The organism is Sphaerisporangium dianthi, assembly GCF_042654065.1.
Taxonomy (GTDB): domain Bacteria; phylum Actinomycetota; class Actinomycetes; order Streptosporangiales; family Streptosporangiaceae; genus Sphaerisporangium; species Sphaerisporangium dianthi.
Window position 1 is genome coordinate 250,242 of sequence record NZ_JBHSFP010000008.1, and the last position, 17,101, is coordinate 267,342.

General features: G+C 69.3%; 18 protein-coding genes. 15 read left to right on the top strand and 3 right to left on the bottom strand.

Annotation, left to right across the window (positions count from 1 at the left end; genetic code table 11):
* Positions 1–84: 84 nt before the first annotated feature.
* The 15 genes from ACFO60_RS15140 to ACFO60_RS15210 all read left to right on the top strand — a co-directional run bounded on the left by ACFO60_RS15140 (position 85) and on the right by ACFO60_RS15210 (position 14,140).
* Positions 85–921, top strand: a complete 837-nt coding sequence (locus tag ACFO60_RS15140; RefSeq protein ID WP_380840832.1) for a TauD/TfdA dioxygenase family protein — start codon at positions 85–87, stop codon at positions 919–921.
* Positions 922–2,520 (top strand): GMC family oxidoreductase, encoded by a 1,599-nt coding sequence (locus tag ACFO60_RS15145; RefSeq protein WP_380840833.1) that lies wholly within the window; start codon positions 922–924, stop codon positions 2,518–2,520.
* The gene (locus ACFO60_RS15150) at positions 2,517–3,854 is read left to right on the top strand and encodes a hypothetical protein (protein ID WP_380840835.1); all 1,338 of its coding nucleotides are present in this window, start codon (positions 2,517–2,519) and stop codon (positions 3,852–3,854) included. The genes ACFO60_RS15145 and ACFO60_RS15150 overlap by 4 nt, the downstream gene beginning before the upstream one ends.
* Positions 3,844–5,346, top strand: coding sequence for an AMP-binding protein (locus ACFO60_RS15155; protein WP_380840836.1), 1,503 nt, complete (start codon positions 3,844–3,846; stop codon positions 5,344–5,346). The genes ACFO60_RS15150 and ACFO60_RS15155 overlap by 11 nt, the downstream gene beginning before the upstream one ends.
* On the top strand, positions 5,343–5,573 hold the full coding sequence (locus ACFO60_RS15160) for an acyl carrier protein (RefSeq protein ID WP_380840837.1): 231 nt from the start codon (positions 5,343–5,345) through the stop codon (positions 5,571–5,573). Before ACFO60_RS15155 ends, ACFO60_RS15160 begins: the two co-directional genes overlap by 4 nt.
* Complete coding sequence (locus tag ACFO60_RS15165) at positions 5,570–6,493, top strand: amidohydrolase family protein (RefSeq protein WP_380840838.1); 924 nt, start codon at positions 5,570–5,572, stop codon at positions 6,491–6,493. Before ACFO60_RS15160 ends, ACFO60_RS15165 begins: the two co-directional genes overlap by 4 nt.
* Positions 6,490–7,398, top strand: coding sequence for a chlorinating enzyme (locus ACFO60_RS15170; RefSeq protein WP_380840839.1), 909 nt, complete (start codon positions 6,490–6,492; stop codon positions 7,396–7,398). The genes ACFO60_RS15165 and ACFO60_RS15170 overlap by 4 nt, the downstream gene beginning before the upstream one ends.
* Positions 7,391–7,669, top strand: coding sequence for a hypothetical protein (locus ACFO60_RS15175; RefSeq protein ID WP_380840840.1), 279 nt, complete (start codon positions 7,391–7,393; stop codon positions 7,667–7,669). The genes ACFO60_RS15170 and ACFO60_RS15175 overlap by 8 nt, the downstream gene beginning before the upstream one ends.
* Positions 7,670–8,575, top strand: coding sequence for a beta-ketoacyl-[acyl-carrier-protein] synthase family protein (locus tag ACFO60_RS15180; RefSeq protein WP_380840842.1), 906 nt, complete (start codon positions 7,670–7,672; stop codon positions 8,573–8,575). It begins immediately after the preceding gene.
* The gene (locus tag ACFO60_RS15185; RefSeq protein ID WP_380840844.1) at positions 8,572–9,027 is read left to right on the top strand and encodes a GNAT family N-acetyltransferase; all 456 of its coding nucleotides are present in this window, start codon (positions 8,572–8,574) and stop codon (positions 9,025–9,027) included. Before ACFO60_RS15180 ends, ACFO60_RS15185 begins: the two co-directional genes overlap by 4 nt.
* A gap of 4 nt (positions 9,028–9,031) precedes the next feature.
* Entirely contained in the window at positions 9,032–9,970 is a 939-nt protein-coding gene (locus ACFO60_RS15190; protein WP_380840846.1) for a hypothetical protein, read from the top strand.
* Positions 9,970–10,521 (top strand): cupin domain-containing protein, encoded by a 552-nt coding sequence (locus ACFO60_RS15195; protein WP_380840848.1) that lies wholly within the window; start codon positions 9,970–9,972, stop codon positions 10,519–10,521. The genes ACFO60_RS15190 and ACFO60_RS15195 overlap by 1 nt, the downstream gene beginning before the upstream one ends.
* A complete protein-coding gene (locus tag ACFO60_RS15200; protein ID WP_380840850.1) occupies positions 10,518–11,741 on the top strand; it encodes an ATP-grasp domain-containing protein in 1,224 nt (407 codons plus the stop codon). Before ACFO60_RS15195 ends, ACFO60_RS15200 begins: the two co-directional genes overlap by 4 nt.
* 83 nt (positions 11,742–11,824) lie before the next feature.
* Entirely contained in the window at positions 11,825–13,084 is a 1,260-nt protein-coding gene (locus tag ACFO60_RS15205) for an MFS transporter (protein WP_380840851.1), read from the top strand.
* 150 nt (positions 13,085–13,234) lie between these two features.
* On the top strand, positions 13,235–14,140 hold the full coding sequence (locus ACFO60_RS15210; RefSeq protein ID WP_380840852.1) for a S41 family peptidase: 906 nt from the start codon (positions 13,235–13,237) through the stop codon (positions 14,138–14,140).
* Positions 14,141–14,207: 67 nt separating this feature from the next.
* Here ACFO60_RS15210 and cobF read toward each other — a convergent pair whose 3' ends face one another.
* From cobF to ACFO60_RS15225, 3 genes are all read right to left on the bottom strand, one after another.
* On the bottom strand, positions 14,208–15,035 hold the full coding sequence (gene cobF, locus ACFO60_RS15215) for a precorrin-6A synthase (deacetylating) (protein ID WP_380840853.1): 828 nt from the start codon (positions 15,033–15,035) through the stop codon (positions 14,208–14,210).
* Between the two features lie 141 nt (positions 15,036–15,176).
* Positions 15,177–16,652: an RICIN domain-containing protein gene (locus ACFO60_RS15220; RefSeq protein ID WP_380840854.1), complete on the bottom strand. Its 1,476-nt coding sequence runs from the start codon at positions 16,650–16,652 to the stop codon at positions 15,177–15,179.
* A gap of 298 nt (positions 16,653–16,950) precedes the next feature.
* Entirely contained in the window at positions 16,951–17,082 is a 132-nt protein-coding gene (locus ACFO60_RS15225) for a hypothetical protein (RefSeq protein ID WP_380840855.1), read from the bottom strand.
* Positions 17,083–17,101: the final 19 nt, after the last annotated feature.

Sequence of the window (17,101 nt, forward strand, 5' to 3'; positions counted from 1 at the left end):
AAGTTTCCCGCTGTCTTGCGTGCCGCTGTGACGGTGTCATATGCTCCGGCCGTCGCCGCTACGGGTTCTATGCGAGGTTCAGCCATGCCCGAGTTGATTCCCATTACGGAAACCATTGGCACTGAAGTCCGCGGAATCGATGTCACAGGTCGTATTTCAGATCACGACTTCGAGCGCATCTATCGGGCCTGGATCGACACCACGATTTTGCTGATCAGAGGCCAGAAGATGACCCCTGATCAGCAGGTGGAGTTCACCCGCAGATTCGGTGAGGTGCTCACCTACACGCGATCCCAGTTCAACGCCGACGACCATCCCGAGATACTCGTGCTGTCGAATCTGACCCGCGACGGCAAGCCGATCGGCTCGGCGTACAGCGGCCGCGTGTGGCACAGCGACGGAGCGTACCTGACCGACCCGCCGACGGGATCGATGCTGTACGCGCGCGAGATCCCGCCGGTCGGCGGGGACACGTGGTACGGCAACATGTACGCCGCCTACGACGCGCTCCCGGTCAAGGTCAAGGACCGGATCGCCGACCTCAAGGTCGTCATCAGCCGCGTCCAGTCCCGGCCCTACAACTACCCCGACCGGCCGCCTCCCACCGCCAAGGAACGCGAGGAGTGGGTGGACGTCGCGCACCCCATCGTCAAGGTGCACGACGTGCGCGGACGCAAGGCCCTGTACGTCGGCGGCAACGTGCCGTGGCGCATCGAGGGGATGGACGAGGAAGAGAGCCGGCCGCTCATCACGTTCCTGCAGGAGTTCGCCACGATGCCGCGATTCACCTACCGGCACCGATGGCAGGTCGGCGACATCATCCTGTGGGACAACCGCAGCGCCATGCACATGGCCACCTACTACGACGACGTCAACCACCGGCGCCTGATGCACCGGACCACTCTCGCGGCGGCCCGTTAGATGCGGGCCGACTACATCATCGTGGGGGCCGGCGCGGCGGGGTGCGTGCTGGCGTCGCGGTTGTCGGAGGACCCCGGCACACGGGTGCTCCTGCTTGAGTCGGGGTCGCGGCGGCGCAGCCCGCTGCTGTCGATCCCGGCCGCGGAGACCATCCTCATGGGAAACCCCAGGTACGACTGGTGCTTCGAGACCGACGCCGATCCGACGATCGGCGGCCGGAGCGTGAGCATTCCACGCGGACGCCTGCTCGGGGGGTCCAACCAGATCAACGGCATGATCTTCGTCCGCGGTCAGCGCGAGGACTACGACGAGTGGGAACGCCTCGGCAACCCCGGCTGGTCGTGGGCCGGCGTCCTGCCGTACTTCAAGAGCCTGGAGCGTACGGGGATCGGCGGGCCGAGCCGGGGCGGCGAAGGGCTGATCAGCGTCGGACTGCCGCGTGAGCGCGACGAGCTGTGCGACGCGTTCCTGCTGGCCGCGCAGAAGGCCGGATACCCGGAGAACCCCGACTACAACTCCGGTGACCAGGAAGGATTCGGCTACTACCAGGTCAACCACGACGGCGGCCGCCGCTCGTCGGTCGCCGGGACGTATCTCCGCCGTGCGCTGCGCCGCCCCAACCTGACCGTGCTCACCGACGCGCACGTCACCCGCCTCAGGTTCGAGGGCAAACGCTGCGTCGGCGTCACCTACCGCCACCAGGGCCGCAGCCGGCAGGCCGACTGCGGCCGCGAGGTGATCGTCAGCGCCGGGACCGTCCAGTCGCCGCAGCTGCTCGAACTGTCGGGGGTCGGCTCCGCCGGCGTGCTCGCCGCGGCCGGGGTGCCGGTCGTGCACCACCTGCCAGGGGTGGGCGAGCATTTCCGCGACCACTACGCGACCCGGCTGCGCTGGCGGGTCACCCGTCCCATCACGTTCAACGAGCGCTCGCGCGGCCTGCGCCTGGCCCGCGAGGTCGCGACGTACCTGACGCGCCGCCGCGGCCTGCTCAGTCTTCCCATCGCGCTCGGCCACGGCTTCGTCCGCTCGTCCGACGCCGAGCCGCGGCCCGACGTCCAGTTCCACTTCGCTCCGGCCAGCTACGGCGCGGGAGCGACCCGGCGGCTCGACACCGCTCCCGGCATGACCGTCGGCGTCTATCCGCTGCGGCCGGAGTCCGCCGGGTCCATCCACATCAGGTCCGCCGACGCGACGGCCCCTCCGGCGATCCGGCCGCGTTTCCTCGCCGACGAGGCCGACCGTGCGCGGCTGGTCGCCGGGATGCGCATCGCGCGCCGCGTCGTCGAGGATCCGGCGCTCGACGCGTTCCGCGCGTTCGAGCTGATCCCGGGGAAGGACGTCCAGACCGACGACGAACTGGTCGCCTACGCGCGGGAGAACGGCGACACGTCCTACCACCCGGTGGGGACGTGCCGGATGGGCGCCGACCCGATGTCCGTCGTCGACCACAGGCTGCGCGTCCACGGCCTGTCCGGGCTGCGCGTGATCGACGCGTCGGTGATGCCGGCCATGGTCTCCGGCAACACGAACGCCGCGAGCATGATGATCGGCGAAAAAGGCGCGGCCCTGGTTACCGCCGACTCGAGGGAGAACGCGTGAGGTTCGACTACGTGCGCAACAAGGCCGCCGCCGGGACGTACCGCCACTGGCGTGGCGCCTTCTGGCCGCCGTCCGGGGCCTACCAGGTGGCGTGCCTCGACCTCGCGACCGAGACCCCGGACCTCGGCGGAGGTTTCCTCACCGGGCTGGCCGCGCTGAAGACGGTCGTCGACGCCGACTGGCAGCACGTCAAGGAGACGGCGGGGGAGGACACGCGGCGGTTCCACGCTCCGGCGCTGGCCGCCTCCGCCATGCGTGACATCGCCAAGCACCTGCCGGACGACGCCGGTCGGCGCGCGCTCGCGCTGCGCGCCGACGCCGTCGAGCACGGCTACACGACCGAGGCGTTGTGCGAGCTCGCGGAGCTGCGTGAGGACGTGACGCTCGTCGCCAACCACCTCGGCACCTGGTCGGGGAAGGACCCCGGCGGGTTGCCGACGGCGTTCGCCTGCCGGAGCGACGAGACGGGACAGGGGTTCGTGGACGCCGCGCTCGCCGAGCGCGACCGGGTCGAGCCGTACCTGCGCACGCTCATGGTCGACCTCCGGCTCGGCGACCTGCCGGCGTTCGGCGCGACCCGGTTGTTCTTCATGGCGGGCGAGGGGAACCTGCACCCCAAGCACATCGCGTACTTCCTGCCGGAGGACGAAGGCGTCGGCCGGTCGCCGTACATGAAGACCTACTACTTCCGCAACACCCACCGTGCCATCCTCGACACGGTGTCCGGGCCGCTCTCCGCGCGGTACGTGCGCGGGGGGAACACGTTCGACCCGGCGGACGAGCGGTTCGCCGGCATTCCGACGCTCGGTGTGCTCAGCCACGAGTTCGGCCACTTCGTGCGCCGGCCCGCGACCGACTTCGGCCCGCTGCGGACCGCCGACAAATGGGCCGTCGGGGTGCTCCAGGAGACGGCCGCCGACGTGTTCGGCGTCCTGGTCCTCGCCGAGGTGTGGGCCGGGCCGCTCGGGCTGGACAGGGCCGACGTCATCGCGTACTACCTGGCCGAATGCCTGCGCTACGTGGACCGCGGCCTCGGCACGTTCCCCGACAGCGACGGCATGTTCCTCCAGCTGTCCTACCTGGCACAGGTCGGCGCGCTCGCGCTCGACGGCCCCGTTCTCGTCGTCGATCCGGACGTGGTGATCGCCGGGCTGCGGTCGCTGGCCCGCTGCCTCGCCGAGGTCCTGCTGCTCCCCGGCCCCGGCCCCGCGCTCACCTTCCACGCCACGTACGGCCCGGCGGAGCCCGGCCCGCTGAAGCCACTGGTCGAGGAGTTACGCCTCGGGCCCATGCGGTCCGTCGAGTACGTCCAGGAACACATCCATGTTCGCTGACTCCTTGGTGGACAAGCTCGCCGAGCATCCCGCGCAACGGATGCGGTTCGTGGCGCGCGACAGGACCACGCTGGTCAAGACGTACGGCGAGATCCACGACGACGCCGTCCAGCTCATGTCCGAGCTGCGCGACAGCGGCCTTCGCCCGGGTGACCTCGTCGGCGTGCTCGGCCCGAACTCCTACGAGTGGATCCTCGCCGACCTCGCGCTGCTCGCGCTCGGCTGCGTCCCCGTCGCCATCCCCGCGGAGAACCGTCACGAACCGGCGGAGATCGGCGCGTTCGTCGAGCGCTACCGTCTGGCCGCGCTGCTGGTGACCGAGCCGCTCCCCGGCGAGGCCGGCCTGCCGGCGGCCACCGCGGTCCTGTCCGAACGACCGGTCAAGCTCGACCCGGCGCGGCACGACGACGTCCCGGCGCTGCCGCCTGGAGTGCGCACGATCGCGTTCTCCTCGGGGACCGCCGGGACGCAGAAGGGCCTGATGCTCACCGACGACGGCATCGCCAACACCGTCGAGCTGTCGGCCCGCGCGTGGCGGGTCACGACGGACGACGACATCTTGATCGTGATGCCGTACTCGAACTTCCAGCAGCGCTACCTCACCTACCTGGCGATCTGGACGGGCTGCGCGGCCACCGTCGTCCCGCCGGAGATCATGTTCCACGCGCTCAAGGTCGTGGAACCCACGATCATCCTCGGCCCGCCGTCCTTCTTCGAAGTGCTCTACAACCGTGTCATGGCCGCCGGCCCGGCCGAGCGCATGGACAAGGGCCGCGCATGGCTGTCGATGTACGGGTCGCGGGTGCGGCTCATGTACACCGGGTCCGCGCCGGTGCCGCCGGCCATGGTCACCCTGTTCCAGGAGCTCGGCGCGCCGCTGTACGAGATCTACGGCAGCACCGAGATCGGCTGGATCGCCATGAACGTGCCGGGTGCGGCCAGGGCCGGCACGGCGGGACGGCCCGTGGACGGCGTCACCGTCGAACTCGGCGACGGCGGCGAGGTCGTCGTGCGCGCCGAACGGCCGCAGGTCGCCGGGTACGTGTACGAAGGCGTCGAGACGCAGGACGCCGTCTTCCTCCCCGACGGCAGGATCGTCACCGGCGACCTCGGGGTCCTCGAGGACGGCTTCCTGCGGCTCACCGGCCGCAAGAACAACGTGATCATCACCAGGAGCGGTGTGAAGATCAACCCGGCCGAGCTCGAGGCCGGCATCGAACGCGCCTTTCCCGGCGTCCGCGCCATGGTGGCCCTGCCGGACGGCGCCGCGCTGCTCGCCTGCGTCGTCTGGCTGGACGACCCGGGCAAGGCGGCCGAGGTCGAGGCGCACATCACACGGATGAACGCGGACCACGAGCCGTCGCACCGCATCGCGGCGACTCTCGTCCGCCCGGCGGAGGAGCTCACCGTGGAGAGCGGTCTGCTGACCAGGAACTTCAAGATCGACCGTGGCGCGGTCAGGCGCACCGTCTGGACGAGTGAAGACCGGTGACCGAGGACGAGCTCTGCCAGATCATCGCCGGCGTCCTGCCGGGCAAGGACGTCGCGCCGCACATGAGCCTCAGGAACGACCTCGGCGTCGACTCGATCGGGCTCATGAGCATCGTGTTCGTCCTTGAGGAGCAGACCGGCATCGACACCATGAGCCACGTCATGGAGTTCATCGAGGCCGAATACGTGCACGACATCGTCGGCATCTGCCTGAAGGCGGGCTCATGAAGATCATCGACTTTCACTGCCACGTCGCGGCCGAGATGTGCTTCCCGCCGTCGTTCCGCGACGGGGTCATCGACAACATGGCCGTGTCCATGCACGCGCGCGGCCTGCCGGCGCGCAAGGAACACCTGCGCCGCGTGCACGACGCGACCCTCCAGGATCCGCTGTGCGACCAGCTCGTCAAGGAGATGGACGAGGCGGGGATCGACGAGGCCGTGCTGCTGATGCCGGACTTCACCTACGCGCTGAAGGACGGCACGCACACCATCGAGGAGATCGTCGACCACCACAAGGTGGTGACCGACCGGCACCCCGGCCGCTTCCGCGTCCTGGTCGGCGTCGACCCGCGGTGGGGAGCCGACGGGATCGCGCTGTTCGAACGGGCCATCGTCGAGTACGGCTTCGACGGGATGAAGCTCTACCCGCCGTGCGGCTACCGCCTCGACGACAAGGCGCTCTACCCGTTCTACGAGATCTGCGCGCAGCACCGGCTGCCGGTGCTGTCGCACATCGGCGCGACCTCCCCGGCCCTCGACTTCGAGATCGCGCTGCCGATCTACGTGGACCGGCCCGCGCGGGACTTCCCCGGCGTGGACTTCGTGCTCGCGCACGGCAGCGTCCACTACCCCGACGAGTGCGCGATGCTCTGCAACAACCGGCCGAACGTCTACATCGACGCCAGCGGTTACGAGGCCCCCGACGGGGTGGCCGGGCTCAACCGGTTCTTCCGCCGCAACATCAACCACAAGGTGCTGTTCGGAACCGACTGGCCGATCTTCCGGTTGCAGGGCAGGCAGACCAACTTCGTGGAACGACTCACAGCCGAAGGAGCCTTCCCGGCTGAGATGCCCCAGGCCGACCGCGACCTGTTCATGTGGAAAAACGCACAACGGCTCCTCGACAAGAAGGGTACGGGCAGATGACATCGCTGACCGACGGTCTCACCGCCGAGCAGGTCCAGTTCTTCAAGGACAACGGCTACGTTGGCCCCTTCGATCTGTACGAGCCCGGCGAGGCTCAGAAGATCTGGAGCAAGGCCATGATCGAGATGGCGTTGTCGAAGAACAAGCCGCACAACTCGACGATCATCAACTATGACCGGCACCTGGACTGCGACACGCTCTCCGAGCACATCTCACGGCCCGAGATCGTGAACAAGCTGCGCTCACTCCTCGGCGAGGACATCATCTGCTGGAAGTCCAACATCTTCCAGAAGCAGCCGGGTGACGCCGGCACCGGCTGGCACCAGGTCGAGAAGTACATCGTGGGCGAGACCACGACCGCCGCCACGCCTTCACTGAACTTCGCCTACAGCCGCGACGACGACACGGTCCTCCAGGACGTCAGCGTCTGGACCGCCTTCTCCCCGGCCAGGCGCGAGAACGGCTGCCTGCGCTTCATCCGCGGCAGCCAGAAGCGCTGGTTCTACGACGAGAACCGGCGGCTCCACAAGAGCCCGGAGCGCAAGACCGACTTCTTCGGCTACGACTACTCCGAGCTCCAGATCGACCCGAGCTGGGACCCGGAGAAGGACGACGTCGTCGACATGGAGATGGAACCCGGTCAGTTCGTCCTGTTCGTCGAGAAGTGCGTCCACGGGTCCCTGCCGAACATCAGCGACCAGACCCGCCTCGGTTACGCCTCCAGGTACGTGATCCCGCAGACCAAGGTGTACGAGCACGTGGACAGGCTGGTCGAGTTCGGCGACGAGATCAGCCTCGACTACCACGGCTGCGTCCTGGTCTCCGGCGAGGACAGGTACGGCTACAACCGGATCTACACCGAGAACCTCAACGGCTACGAGTTCAGGCGGGTGGCCAATGCCTGAGATCGACGACCGGCTGAGGCACTTCGTCGACTTCCTCGGCACGCAGCCGATGGCCCCGGACCTCACCTACGACGAGGTCGCGCAGAGCACGTCACGCGCCGAACTCGGCATCAGCTCGCTCAACATCCTCATCCTCGTCAACAACTACATCGAGGAGAAGGCAGGCGGGAAGATCGCGCTGCGTCCCGAGTGGGTGCCGATGCTCGACGAGGTCGAAGGCATCCTGTCGGTGATCGAGGAGATCGACGCCGGCGCGCCGGTCGAGGTCTGAGTGGCGGCCATCGGGTCCTTCGCCTGCGTCGCCGGTCACGCCGAAGGCCGTCCTGAGGACATCCCCGGGTTCGAGGAACTGTGGCGCGCGGTGTCGCCGGACACCGCGTTCGCCGCGATGGGGACGGGCACGTACCGGAAGATGACCGGGCCGGTCACCCCGTACATCGTGGACTGTGTGGCGAAGGTGCTGAGCGAGCACGGCGTCCGCGCGGCCGAGGTGGACCGGCTCGTGCTCGCGACCTCCGACGGCGTGCTCGGCCTGCTCGGCAGGGACGTCGCCGTCGACGTCATGCGCGCCGCCGGGCTCACCGCGTGCGTTCCCGCGATCGTGTCGCTCCAGCAGTGCTGCAGCTCCATCGAGGCTCTGCGGTACGCCTGGGGCCTGGCCGGCGCGGACGCGCGCAACGTCGTACTGGTGGCGCTGGACTTCACACCGGACGACCGCGACCGGGTGAAGTCCTTCGCGGTCTTCGGTGACGCCGTGGCCGGCTGCCTCATCGGCCGTGACCACGCCGGCCTCACGCTCGCGGGGACCGGTGTCGCCGCCGACTTCTCCGGCATGGTCGGCGAGGACACGTTCGCGACCCGGCAGTCGGTGGCGCGGGCCGCGCTCGGCCAGGCGTTCGGCCAGGCCGGACGCACGCCGGAGGACGTCGCGAAGATCTTCACTTCGAGCCTGTTCGCACCCATCGCGACCTTCAACGCGATGGCCGCCGGACAGGCCCGCGGGAAGCTCTACTTCCAGGAGCCGATGACCCGGTACGGTCATTGCGGCAACGCCGACTGGCTGATCAATCTGATGGACTACGACCACAAGGCCGGCCTGGAGCCAGGAGCTCTCTACCTCGCGCAGGCCTCCGCGCCGGGCTTCTTCGCGTGCGCACTACTGGAGGCAAGTACATGAAGATCGTGCTCGACGATCTCCGCGGCCCGGAGATCGCCGCGTTCCTGGAGGACCACCTGCGGGAGATGCACGCCATCACCCCCTCCGAGAGCGTGTACGCACTCGACCTCGACAGGCTGCGGGTCCCGGAGGTCACGTTCTGGTCGGTGTACGACGGCGACCAGCTCGTCGGCTGCGGCGCGATCAAGCGCATCGACGGCACGCACGCCGAGATCAAGTCCATGCGCACCGCCCCCGAGCGCCGGCGTGACGGCATCGCGAGCCTGCTCCTCACCCACATGCTGGAGGAGGCCAAGGCGATGGGCATCGAACGGCTCAGCCTGGAGACCGGCGCGACCGAGCACTTCGAGCAGGCCAGGAAGCTGTACGAGAAGTTCGGCTTCGAAGCCTGCGGCCCGTTCGAAGGCTACGGCCCCGACCCGCACAGCTACTTCATGACCCGGACGATCTGACGACATGAAGGACGTCGTCCACGACTACGACCAGCAGTTATACGACCGGTCGTTCCTCAACTGCTACCAGCGGCAGGCCATGGTCATGCTCGCCGAGCGTGTCCCCGACCTGCCGCTGACCTTCTACAACTGCCTGGTCGCCGGCGACGACATCGCCGACCAGGTCATCCGCCTCGGCCGCCCGAAGTACGACTTCCAGAGCGACCTCCTCGACCCCGCCGCGCTCGCACGCGTCGGGATCACCCGCGAGTACGTGCCGTTCGACACCTACGCGCAGGCACGCGAGCTCATCCTCGACACCGTCGAGCGCACCGGTCACGTGATCCTGTTCATCGACGTCTACTACCTCCCGCACACCCCCGAGTACCGCACCGAGCACATCGTCCACACGATCACCCTCACCTCCCGCGCCGACGGCCTCTGGTCGATCCTCGACGACAACCAGGCCAGTGTGCTGTGCCGGTACGCCTATCCCGAGGACGTCGTCGCCGCGGCGTACGACAACGGCAAACTGCGGCACGTCAGCTGGTTCCCCGCCGGCCCGTACGACGCCGCCGCCGCGGCGGCCGGGTCGGCGGCGGCGTTCACCGAGGTCCTGCGGACCTACGACGACACCTACGCGCTGCTCGACGGGGTCGCGGACCTGCTGGGGACACCGTGGATCACCCCGGCCCGCACCATCGCCCTGCTGTACGACGCCTTCTCGGTGTACGAGGGGTCACGGGCCTGCCTGCGGGAGTTCGCGAAGCGGCAACCGGCGTACGCGGACGCCGATCCGGCGCTCGCCGACCTCGTCGGCCGGTGCAGGGACATCAGGAACCAGCTGATGATCGGCAAGGCGATCGGCCGGGTGGACGCGTCCCGCGTGGCCGCCGCGTGCGCGGAACTCCGCGCGGCCGAGGAGGACACGCTGAAGCGGCTGCGGGGACTGGGGGGACTCTGATGACGATCGATCCACGCCTGGTCGTGACCGGCTACGGCCCGGACGGCAAAGCGGTCATCGCAGGCGACACGCTCGTCCCGCCGATCACGGCACGCGCGCTCCTCGGCCAGGAGATGTACCTGATGTGGGGCAGCCCCGACGGCGGAGCGACCGTCGGCCCGAAGGCCCCCGGCCCGATCACGCTGCCGTTCTTCGCCGGAGTCGGCGGCACGCGGCTCCTGCTCGTACGCTTCCCACCCGCGTCCGCGCTCACCGGACCACCGTCCCCCGATGACCAGGCCGAGATCGACGCGGAGGTCCGGGAACGCCTCCCCGGCCTGATCGACGCCTTCGACCCCGGCGACACCTCAGGGATGCACGCCACCGACACCCTCGACTACGGCATCTGCCTCGAAGGCGAGCTGTGGCTCGAACTCGACTCCGGTGACGAGGTGCGGCTCACCCCCGGCTCCTGCGTCGTCCAGCAGGGGACCCCGCACGCCTGGCACAACCGCTGCGAGACCCCGGCACTGATGGCGTTCGTCGGCATCGGCGCGAAGCGGCCGGCATGACGAGGCTGGTCGTCGTCGGGACAGGGCCCCGCCTGTACCGCGAGTTCATGCTGCGTGGCATCGGTGAGCGCCACGACGTCCACATCGTCATCGGCAGACCGGCCGAATGGGAGACGCCGTACGTCACCGGCGTCAGCGTCGTCCCCGGCATGACGCCGGACGGCATCGCCGCCGCCGTCCAAGAGATCGTCGCACGAGGCGGCGTCGACGGCATCATGACGTGGGCCGAGGACCACGTCGTCGACACCGCGCTGGCCGCGGCCGCCGCGGGCCTGCCAGGCCCCGGTCCCGGCGCCGCGCGCGCCTGCCGCGACAAACACCTCACCCGCTCGGCCCTCGCCGCGCGCGGCGTCCCGCAGCCCCAGTCCGTCCTGGTGGCCGACCTCACCGAGGCGCGCGCCGTGGCCGACAAGTTCGGCTACCCCATCGTCATCAAGCCGAGAGGCGGCGTCGCGAGCCAGGCCGTCGCGCTCATCCACGACGCCGAGGAGCTGGCCGGCCACTTCCCCTCCGCGCACCGCCTCCCGGCCGCCGACCTGCGATCCCCTGACCGCTCCGTCCTGATCGAGGAGTACCTCACCGGCCAGGAGATCGCCGTCGACTCGGTCGTGAGGAACGGCCGGGTCATGCCGATCCTCGTCGCGCACAAGGAGATGGGCTACGCGCCGTACTTCGAGGAGACCGGCCACTGGACACAGGCCGCCGAGCCGCTGCTGGCCGACCCCGCGATCACCAGGTTCCTCACCCAGGTCCACACCGCCATCGGCTACTCGACCGGCGCCACGCACACCGAGCTCAAACTCACCGACACGGGCCCGAAACTCATCGAGATCAACGGCCGGCTGGGCGGCGACCTCATCTCCTACCTGTGCGGCAACGCCTCCGGCGTGGCCCCCGGCCTGGCCCTCGCCGCCGTGTCCTGCGGCGCCGTCCCCGACCTGACCCCGGTACGCACGTCATGCGCCGGAATCAGGTTCGCCTACCCCCCGTGGCCCGAGACCCGCGTAGAGGAGATCGTCTTCGACGAGTCGGCCCTCCCCCCGGAGACAGACCTCGCCGTCCCCCTCGTCAGCCCGGGCGAAGTCGTCCGACTGCCGAACAAGGACCTCATGGAAGCCCGCGTCGCCTTCGCCACCGCCACCGCGTCCACCCGCGAGGAGGTCTCCGCCGCACTGGACCAGTCCCTGGCGGCACTGCGCTGCACGTGGAGCCCCGCATGACCGACCCGCGCACGTGGAGCCCTCCATGATCGACCCGCGCACGTGGAGCCCCCCTTGACCAACCCGCGCACGTGGAGCCCCGCATGACCAACCCGCCGCAGACACCCGCCGCCGAAACCCCCGCGGGGGTGATCCGCACGCTGCGCGAACTGCCGCGGTCGGCCATCGTCCTGCTGCTCGGCATCGCGCTGAACCGCATGGGAAGCTTCGTCGCGCTCTTCCTGATCCTGTACCTCACCGGGCTCGGCTACAGCCCCGCGCAGGCGGGTTTCGTCGTCAGCTTTTTCGGCGTGGGCTCGATCGTGGGAACGTTCGCCGGCGGCAGCGCCACCGGAAAGTACGGCGCACGAACCGTGATCATCTGGTCGATGCTGTTATGCAGCCTCGCCATCGGGGCCCTGACCGTCGTGACAGCGCTCGTCCCGCTGCTGGCCGTGAGCTTCGCCGCGGGCGCCTTCGGCCAGATGTACCGCCCCGCCGCCATGACCATGCTCGCCGACCTGACCCCGCCGCAACGCCTCGTCACGACCTCGGCCGCCGGCCGTTTCGGCCTCAACCTCGGCGCCGCCATCGGCCCCCTGCTAGGCGTGTGGCTGGCCGCCGCGTTCTCCTACCAGGTCGTCTTCCTCGTCAACGCACTGACGGACCTGCTCTTCGCCTTGATCGTCCTGCTGGTCATCCCGGCCGCGACCCCTCACCGCGCGAGCGACCACCCCACCACCGGGAACCGAGCCGCCGAGGCCCCGGCCCCGGCCCCCAAGGACACCGCGCGCTACAAGGACCTGCTGGGGGACCGGCGCTACCTGCTGTTCCTCGCCGGCATGTTCATCACGGCCGTCGCCGAGGCACAGTACCACTCGACGCTGCCGCTCGAAGTGCAGCAACGCGGCTACCCCACCGCTCTCTACGGCGCACTGGTGGCGATCAACGGCGCGCTGGTCATCCTCGTGGAACTCCCGCTGACCCCCTTCATCCAGCGCTTCCCCATGCGAACCACCGTCGCCACCGGCTGCCTCCTCCTGGGCGTGGGCCTGAGCCTGTTCGGCCTCCCCTTCGGCCCATGGATCTTCATCCTGGGAGCCGTCGTCTGGACCCTGGGAGAGATCATCAGCGCTCCCAGCATCGGCGCCTACCCGGCCCTGGCCGCTCCGGCCCCCATCCTCCGCAGCCGCTACATAGGCGCACTGTCCACCTGCCAGGCAGCAGGCTGGGCCCTCGGCCCCACCATCGGCACGGCCCTGTTCGAGTACGTGGGCGGCGCCGTCTGGGTGATGTGCGCGGCCCTCGGCGTCCTCGCCTACCTCGGCATGCGCGCAGGCGTCCGCGAACCCGTCCTGCCTTAACGTCTAGCACGGTGTCACACACGTTCGCCGGGGTGCGACACGCCGTACGGCTTCCGAAGAGGTGGCAGGCGGGGTGGCCCATCACGCATACCGAAGGTTGCTGAATGTCCTCTTTGGCGTTTTCGTCGGAGCAGTGCTCTACTCCCTGCCATGACGACTCTGACGAAGGTTCAGCCCGCCCCTGTCATCGACGAGACGGCCCGGTTGCTGACCGAGCACTACGTTTTCCCCGAGATAGCCGAGCGGCTCGCCGGCGTGCTGCGACGACGCCTCGCCGAGGGCGCCTATGACGTCGACGGCGCCGAGGAGCTCGCCCGTCTGGTCACCGCCGACCTTCAGTCCGTCAACAACGACAAACATCTGAGACTGAAGCACCACGCCGACCAGGTGCCCCCCAAGGAGATGGAGGCCACCCTGGCCTCCATGCGCCGGGACTTCGACACCTCGCTCGGCGGTGCGCCCCGGGTGGAGTCGCTCGACGGAGGGGTCGCCGTGGTGGAACTGGCGCCGATGCTGTTCCCGCTGGAGTGGGCCGCCGAACCGCTGAGCGCCGCGCTCACCCTGGCCTCCCGCGCACAGGCGCTGATCGTGGACCTTCGCGGCAACCGGGGCGGCGACCCCGACACCGTCGCCTTCGTCTGCAGCTACCTGTTGGACGAGCGCACTCACCTCAACACCATGTACTGGCGCGACGGCGAGCGCAGCGAGCAGTCCTGGAGCCTGCCGCACGTTCCCGGCGCGCGGTTCGGCGGCAGCAAACCGCTGTACGTGCTGTCCAGCGACGCCACCTTCTCCGCCGCCGAAGAACTGGCCTACGACCTGCAACAGCTCGGCCGCGCCGTCGTCGTCGGCGAGCCCACCCGCGGCGGCGCGCACCCGTGCAAGGGTTGGACCGTGCACCCCCACCTGGAGGCCACCGTCCCCACCGGCCGCGCCATCAACCCCGTCTCCGGCACGAACTGGGAGGGCACCGGCGTGCGGCCCGACGTCCCTTGCGCCGCCGCGGAATCCCTCGGCCGGGCGCACGCACTGGCCCTCGCCCGGCTCGCGGACTGACGCGGCCCGGCTCATCCAACCGATCACCCGGGGTGGCTACCTCGACCGCCGATGACGCCGTCGGCCTCTAGCCGGCGTCGGGACGAGTGTGGGGTCCGGGGCTGTGATCCTCCGGGTGGTCCGCGCGGCCGTCGACGCCGGAAGGAGAGGGGGGCAGGCGTCGCAGGAGGTAGGTGTCCATGATCCAGCCTTTGCGGCGGCGGGCCTCGTCCCGGACCTGGCGGATGCGGTCGGCGACCTCGGCGACCGGGCCGTCCACCAGGATCTCGTCGGGAGTGCCGAGGTAGGCGCCCCAGTAGATGTGGAAGTCGTCCAGGCCCGCGAAGGCGCTGTGCGCGTCCAGCATGATGACGAGATCGTCGGCCGTCGCTCCGTCCGCGGTCAGGCGGCGGCCGGTGGTGATGTGCACCGGCCGCCCGACCTGGGTCAGGCTCACGCGGTGCCCCGCGGCGAGCGCGGACACGCTGCTGATCCCCGGGATGACCTCGTAGGTGAAGCGGATGTTCCCCCGTTCGAGCATCTCCTCGACGACGGCCAGCGTGCTGTCGTACAGGCCGGGGTCGCCCCAGACCAGGAACGCCCCGGTCTGCCCGTCCGCCAGTTCGTCGCGGACGAGCCGCTCGCAGATACGCGCACGACGCGACCGCCAGTCCTCGACGGCCGCGCCATAGGCGGCGGCGGTCCGGTCGCGCTCGGGATCGTCGGTCTCCACCACGCGATACGGGGCCCTCGCATGCGCGTCTATCAGGTCCCTGCGGAACCCGGCGAGGTCGTGGGTGGTCTCGCCCTTGTCCAGGATGAAGAAGACGTCGGCGCGGGCCATGGCCTTGGCCGCCTGGATGGTGAGGTGATCGGGGTCGCCGGCGCCGATGCCGATGATGAGGATGTGCTTCACCCGCAAGAGTCTGCCCTCCTGCGACCGCTCGCCGACACCAGGCCGGCCGTTCCTCCGCCTGGCGCCTGTGTCGCCGGCGCGTCGATGACGCGCCGGCGACGGACACCGTCTCGCGGTTACGCGGTCACGCCGAGCCGACCGTCAGACGGCCGTGCGCGACCACTGCTGGTTGGCGCCGGTGTTGCACGAATACTGCTTGAGGATCACGCCATCCGCGGTCGACGCGGCCGGCACGTCCACGCATTTGCCGCTGTGCCGTGCCCGGAGCTGGAAGTAGCCGCCGTTGGCGACCATCTGGAACTGCTGGTTGTTGCCGGTGCCGCAGGTGTACTGGACGAGCTCGGCGCCGTCGGCGGTCGAAGCGCTCACCACATCAAGACACTTTCCGCTGAGGCGGCTGATGATGCGCCAGTAGCCGCTGCCGGCGTCCTGGAACCTCCACTGCTGCCACGCGTTGCCGCCGTAGGTGTACTGGCCGACGCGCGCACCGTTGCTGGTGTTCGGTTGCTGGACGTCCATGGCCTTGCCGCTGTGGCGCACGTTGATCTGGTAGAACGTGTCCGGCTCGGGCGTGGGGGTGGGGGTGGGCTCCGGCGTGGGGGTGGAGCCGCCGATGTTGTCGCCCCAGGCGTAACGGATCCGGTTGGCACCGGAGCCGTTGCGGATGGACAGGTTGAGGTTGGTGCCGCTGCCACCCAGAACGTACATCGAGTACCAGTCGTAGCCGATGGTGCCCGGCTTGCCGCCGAGGGCGGGCCAGTAGGTGCCGCCCATCTGGTTGTCCCGCATGACCTGGGCCATGGCGCGGATGTAGCGCACGAAGTTGTCGGTGCTGTTCGCGTCCGCGTAGTTGAGGCCGGTGGACATCGGCGCGCCGAACTCGGTCGCGACCGCGCGGGAGGCGCAGTTGCCGAGACGCGCCTGAATGTGGCTCCGGAAGGCGTCGTAGGTCATCGCGCCGTAGAAGAAGGCGTAGTAGTGGAAGGACAGCAGCGTCGAGTTGAAGCGGCTGTCGTTGCAGATGTCCCGCAGGTCCTGGCTGAAGCCGGTGCCGCCGATGAGCACCCGGCCGGGCACCGCCGTGGGGTGAGAGCTGAGCCAGTTCGCCGCGACGTTGCGCCAGTCCGCCGATGAGTAGCCGTGCGGCTCGTTCATCGGCTCGAAGTAGACGTTGCCGTTCGAGGCGTACGTGTTGACCACGCTGGACCACATCGTGTTCCACGCTGAGAGGTTGGTGATCCTGCCGCCGGAGGCGGCGCCGTCCTCCCAGTAGGCCAGGATGACCTTGAATCCACGCTCGGTGGCGGCGTCGATGGCGCCGCGGTAGGCGTTCCACCAGGTCGTGTTGGCCACAGTGTGAGTGTTGACGGGCAGCCGGACGGTGTTGACGCCCATGAGGTATTCCATGCTGTCGTAGAGGGCGTTGGCCTTGGCCCGCACTGTCGCGTTGCTGTCGGACTGGCTCAGGCCCTGAACGACGAGCGTGCCGGTGCTGAAGTTGTCACCCAGCACGGCCCAGTTCATGCCGCGGAACTGGCTGGTGGCGGCTTTGGCCGGCGACGCGGAGACGACGGCCGCCACCGCGGTGAGCGCGGTCACCACAAGGGCGATTAGCAACCGGCGCAACGATCCGGTGCTCCGCGGAGGTCCCGATGAGTAACCATCGGATGCCGTGATCAGTGCCATGAAATGTCCCATCACTAGATCTGCGTTTCTGGGTCGAACCCTCACTGGTGGACATCGCGTCGCCGACGTACGTACCGGCCGCGTCGTGCCGCTCCGACAGCAGGACCGGCGTAGGGGAGACAGCCACGTGGCGGCGGTGAGGGCGACTTGGGTCGGCGGCTTCGTCGCGCAGGGGGCCGGCAGATGGGAACGCCCTTGCTGTGGGCGTCCCACTGCGCCACGAGGGGTGTCACGAGCCGCCGGAGGGCCTGCGATCGAGGTTCTCCGGCACGCCGCATCGGGACAGGTGGCCGGTGTCGAAGCCGGCGGCCGCACCGGTGGCCTGCGGCGGCCGGCGACGGTTCGGATGGGGGGACTGCATCGGAACTCCAACGAATGTC